This window comes from Sphingosinicella sp. (assembly GCF_052388015.1).
GTDB lineage: Bacteria > Pseudomonadota > Alphaproteobacteria > Sphingomonadales > Sphingomonadaceae > Allosphingosinicella.
Genome location: NZ_JBQTIN010000160.1, coordinates 1 through 4,091, shown reverse-complemented (window position 1 = coordinate 4,091; position 4,091 = coordinate 1). Strand labels below are relative to the sequence as shown.

At 68.9% G+C, this 4,091-nt stretch carries 6 protein-coding genes; 3 read left to right on the top strand and 3 right to left on the bottom strand.

Features of this window, described 5'->3' with window-relative positions:
- From ACT4N3_RS13000 to ACT4N3_RS12990, 3 genes are all read left to right on the top strand, one after another.
- Positions 1 to 615 (top strand): YggS family pyridoxal phosphate-dependent enzyme (locus ACT4N3_RS13000; protein ID WP_444855652.1); only part of this gene is annotated, 615 nt, incomplete at its 5' end.
- 13 nt (positions 616 to 628) lie between these two features.
- Positions 629 to 1,069, top strand: coding sequence for a hypothetical protein (locus ACT4N3_RS12995; RefSeq protein WP_444855651.1), 441 nt, complete (start codon positions 629 to 631; stop codon positions 1,067 to 1,069).
- A complete protein-coding gene (locus ACT4N3_RS12990; RefSeq protein ID WP_444855650.1) occupies positions 1,066 to 1,728 on the top strand; it encodes an HAD family hydrolase in 663 nt (220 codons plus the stop codon). The genes ACT4N3_RS12995 and ACT4N3_RS12990 overlap by 4 nt, the downstream gene beginning before the upstream one ends.
- On the opposite strand, the gene ribA is transcribed toward ACT4N3_RS12990, so the two are convergent.
- The 3 genes from ribA to ACT4N3_RS12975 form a co-directional block, all read right to left on the bottom strand.
- On the bottom strand, positions 1,725 to 2,771 hold the full coding sequence (gene ribA / locus ACT4N3_RS12985; protein ID WP_444855649.1) for a GTP cyclohydrolase II: 1,047 nt from the start codon (positions 2,769 to 2,771) through the stop codon (positions 1,725 to 1,727). The two genes, ACT4N3_RS12990 and ribA, sit on opposite strands and share 4 nt — an antisense overlap.
- A complete protein-coding gene (locus ACT4N3_RS12980; RefSeq protein WP_444855648.1) occupies positions 2,771 to 3,562 on the bottom strand; it encodes an exodeoxyribonuclease III in 792 nt (263 codons plus the stop codon). Before ACT4N3_RS12980 ends, ribA begins: the two co-directional genes overlap by 1 nt.
- 220 nt (positions 3,563 to 3,782) lie before the next feature.
- The coding region (locus ACT4N3_RS12975; protein WP_444855647.1) for a LolA family protein at positions 3,783 to 4,091 on the bottom strand (309 nt) is incomplete at its 5' end.

Below are 4,091 nucleotides of genomic sequence, written 5' to 3'. Positions count from 1 at the left end.
GCGGCAGGCCTCGCCGGCCGGCCGGTGGAATCGGTGACGTTGATTGCCGTTTCCAAGACCCAACCGCCGGACGCGATCGAAAAGCTGATCGCCGAGGGGCAGCGCGATTTCGGCGAGAATCGGGTGCAGGAGGCGCAAGCGAAGTGGCCGGCGCTGCGGGCTGCTTATCCCGATTTGCGGCTGCATCTGATCGGCCAGCTCCAATCGAACAAGGCCGAGGATGCGGTGGCGCTGTTCGATGCGATCCACTCGCTCGATCGGCCATCGCTCGTCGCGGCGCTGGCCAGGGCGATGGCGAAGACGGGCAAGCGGCCGGACTGCTTCGTCCAGGTCAATATCGGTGAGGAGCCGCAGAAGGGGGGCTGCGCGATTCCCGATCTTCCCGATCTGCTGGCGCGCTGCGAACAAGCGGGCTTGCCGATCGTCGGGCTGATGGCGCTGCCACCGGAGGAGACGGAAGCGGCGCCTTATTTCGCCTTGCTCGCCAAGCTTGCCCGGCGGCATGGGCTGCCCGGCCTGTCGATGGGCATGTCGGCGGACTATGAGAGCGCGGTGATGATCGGCGCGACCCACGTCCGGGTGGGGACCGCCTTGTTTGGAGAGCGCCAAAGCTGAGGGGAGGGAAGGCATGACCGATTCCGCGCCTTTTGGGGGAGCGCCGCCGCGGCAATGGCTGCGGCCCTGGCATATCGTGCTGATCGTGCTGGGCGGCCTGGCGCTGTTCGGCGGCGGCCTGTGGTGGATCCTGTCCTGGGCGCTGGGGCCGCTGATCGCGAGCGGTGACGATTTCATGGCCGCTGTTCGCGCGCAGGATTTCAACCGCGCCTATGCATTGTCGACTCCGGCGCTGCAGCGCGAGCTGGGCGACGCCGAGCGAATGCGCGCGACGGCCGGGGGGTTGCAGCCGACCGAGTGGAGCTGGTCGCAACGCTCGATCCGCAACGATATCGGCCGCCTGGCCGGCACCGCCACTTATCAGGGCGGCCGCAGCGGCGGCGTGACGTTGCAGCTGCACCAGGTCGACGGCCAGTGGCGGGTGGCCGCCTTCCGCTTCGACCCGTCGCGGTGAAATATGACGCGCTCATCTTCGATTTCGACGGCGTGCTGGTCGAAAGCGAATGGGCCGGCAACAAGCAGATCGCCGACTGGCTGACCGCGCACGGCCATCCGACCAGCGTCGAGGATTCGATGCGCGAGTTCATGGGGCTGGCAGGGGCGGACTTCATCGGGGCGATCGAGCGCTGGATCGGCCGCGCGCTTCCGCAAGAATTCCATAGCGCGCGCGAGGCGGAGGACGAGCGCGCGATGGCGGAAGGGGTCGGCGAGGTGGCGGGCGCGGTCGCCTTCATCCGCGCCTTGCCGCCGGCGCTGCCCAAGGCGATCTGCTCGTCCAGCTCGACCGCCTGGGTGCGGCGGCATCTCGCGCATATCGGGCTCGCCGACCTGTTCGGCGAGATGATCTTTTCCGGCCGCGAGCATATCGCGCTCGGCAAGCCGGCACCGGACCTCTATCTTCACGCCGCCGCGGCGCTTGGCGTGCCGATCGAGCGCATCGCGATCATCGAGGATTCGCCGGTCGGCGTGACCGGCGCGGTCGCGTCGGGCGCGACGGTGATCGGCTTCGTCCCCGGCCGCCACTGCCTCGACGGCCATGAGGAGCGACTGCGCGCACTTGGCGTCAGGCACATCGCGCATGATTTCGACGAGGCAGCGGCGCTGCTTTCCTAAAGCTGGTGGCCGCTGCGGTCGCGTTTGGCGGCGAGATAGGCACGGTTGTGCTCGCTCTCGCCGGTCTGGAGCGGGACGCGCTCGGTGACCTGTATCCCCAGCGCCTTCAGCGCGGTGACCTTGCGGGGGTTGTTGGTCAGCAGCCGCACCCGCTCCTGCCCCAGCTTTTGCAGCATCCGTGCAGCGACGGCGAAGTCGCGCTCGTCGTCCTGGAATCCCAGCCGCAAATTGGCGTCGACCGTGTCGAAGCCCTGGTCCTGCAGCGCATAAGCCCGGAGCTTGTTGACCAGCCCGATGCCGCGCCCCTCCTGCCGCAAATACAGCAACAGGCCCCAGCCGGCCTCGGCGATGCGGGCTAGCGCGGTGCCGAGCTGCGGCCCGCAATCGCATTTGAGGCTGCCGAAGGCGTCGCCGGTCAGGCATTCGGAGTGGACGCGGACCAAGGGCGGCTCGCCGGTCGGGGCGCCGAGGATCAGGGCGACATGCTCGGCCGTGTCGCCGTCGCTGCGGAAGGCGACGATCTCGCCTTGCTCGGCGAAGCGGTTGGGCAATCGCGCCCGCGAGACGATGCGCAAATCCGCGCCATGTCCGAAGGCCGCGACATCGGCGGCGGTCGTGGTCGCCTCGGCCGGTCCGTCGCGCCGCGTGAACAAGGCCGGCAGCAAGCCGGCGAGGCGCGCGAGACGCAGCGCGGCGGTCGCGGTCGGCGGCGAGCAGAGCGGCGCGCTCTCGAACGGGCCCTTGAATGGCGTCGCCAGATCGAGCGCCGGATCGGCGATCGCGGTCGCGGCGTCGAGATCGATCCAGGGTGCGCGTTTGATCAAGACCGGCAGATCCGGCTCCGCGTCGCGCTGGTTGGTGAGCTTCAGGGTCGCGGCGCGGTTGCCGGAGATCAACAGGTCGGCCGGCGCCCCGTCGCCGTCGAACGCGGCGAGGCCGTCGGCGTCGCCGCGCTCGATCGCGAGGAAGGAGACGCCGTCGATCGCCACCGGCCAGCCGCGCCGGAGCGCGTCTATCGCCCGGGCGACGTCGCGCGCACCCATCAGAGCGCGAAGTCCGTCACCAGCGGCACATGGTCGGATGGCCGCTCCCACGCGCGGCAAGGCTCGTGGACGATATGGGCGGTGGCGGTCGCGGCCACGCCGGCGGTCGCCCACATATGGTCGAGCCGGCGGCCGCGGTCGTTCCTCGTCCAGTCGGGCGAGCGGTAGCTCCACCAGGTGTGGAGCCGCCGCGGCGCGGGATGGAAATGGCGGCCGAGATCGACCCAGTCGTTGCTGCCCTGGAGACGGAACAGCGCTTCCACTTCGATCGGGGTATGGCTGACGACGCCCAGCAGCTGCTTATGGCTCCAGACGTCGCATTCCAGCGGCGCGATATTGAAGTCGCCGACCATGATCGTCGGCCGCGCCACGCCCGAGGACCAGCGCGTCATCCGCTCGACGAAATCGAGCTTCTGGCCGAACTTGGCGTTGACCTCGCGGTCCGGAATGTCGCCGCCGGCCGGCACATAGACATTCTCCAGCCGGACGCCGTTCTCGAGCCGCACGGCGAGGTGGCGCGCCTCACCGTTCGCCTGCCAGTCGAGCCGCTCCTCCTCCACGATCGGCACCCGGCTGATCGTCGCGACGCCATGGTGCATCGGCTGGCCGCAGGTGACGATATGCTTGTAGCCGAGGCGCCGAAACATCTCGCGCGGGAAGTCGGCGTCGCGGACCTTGGTCTCCTGCAGGCAGAGGATGTCCGGCGTCTGCTCGATCAGGAAGCGCTCGACGATCGCCATGCGGGCGCGGATCGAGTTGATGTTCCAGGAGGCTATGCGAAGCGACGTCATCGAAGCGGGCTTAGAGCTTGGGCCAACACTGGGGAAGAGTATTGCCGAAATGGCAAGGCCCCCGCTCCGGGGGCGTGGAGCGGGGGCCGCCAAGCGTTGTTACGCGAGGTCAATTGCGGAGTGCCAGCTCGGGCAACAGGGGGAAAACCCGATACGTGTCCCCCGCAATCGAAGACCGAGATTTATCAGCGCCGACCTGTCGCCCCGATGAACGAATCGCTCAGCCGCGGGGGTTGCGCCGCCGCGGGTCGCGCCAGGTGAACAGGCCGTCGTCCACCGGCTGGTTGAAGCGCTGGGCGGAGAGGCGGACGGCGGTGCGATTGTTTTGCGCGTCGATCATGTTCCAGCCCTGGAGGATCAGGCCGGAGGGCGCGCTCGGCACCCGGGCGAAAGCGAGGGTGATGGTGCCGAACTCGCGCCGCCGCGGGTCGCGCGCCTCGACCATCAGCACCTGATCGTCGTCGCGGATGATCCGGCCGTAGCGCGACAGGTCCTGGGTGGGGTTGAGCAGCACCGAGAGCGGCGAATC

Coding starts and splice junctions, on each gene's coding strand:
- ACT4N3_RS12980 (WP_444855648.1), bottom strand. CDS start 3,562: ATGACGTCGCTTCGCATAGCCTCCTGGAACATCAACTCGATCCGCGCC.
- ribA (WP_444855649.1), bottom strand. CDS start 2,771: ATGGGTGCGCGCGACGTCGCCCGGGCGATAGACGCGCTCCGGCGCGGC.
- ACT4N3_RS12995 (WP_444855651.1), top strand. CDS start 629: ATGACCGATTCCGCGCCTTTTGGGGGAGCGCCGCCGCGGCAATGGCTG.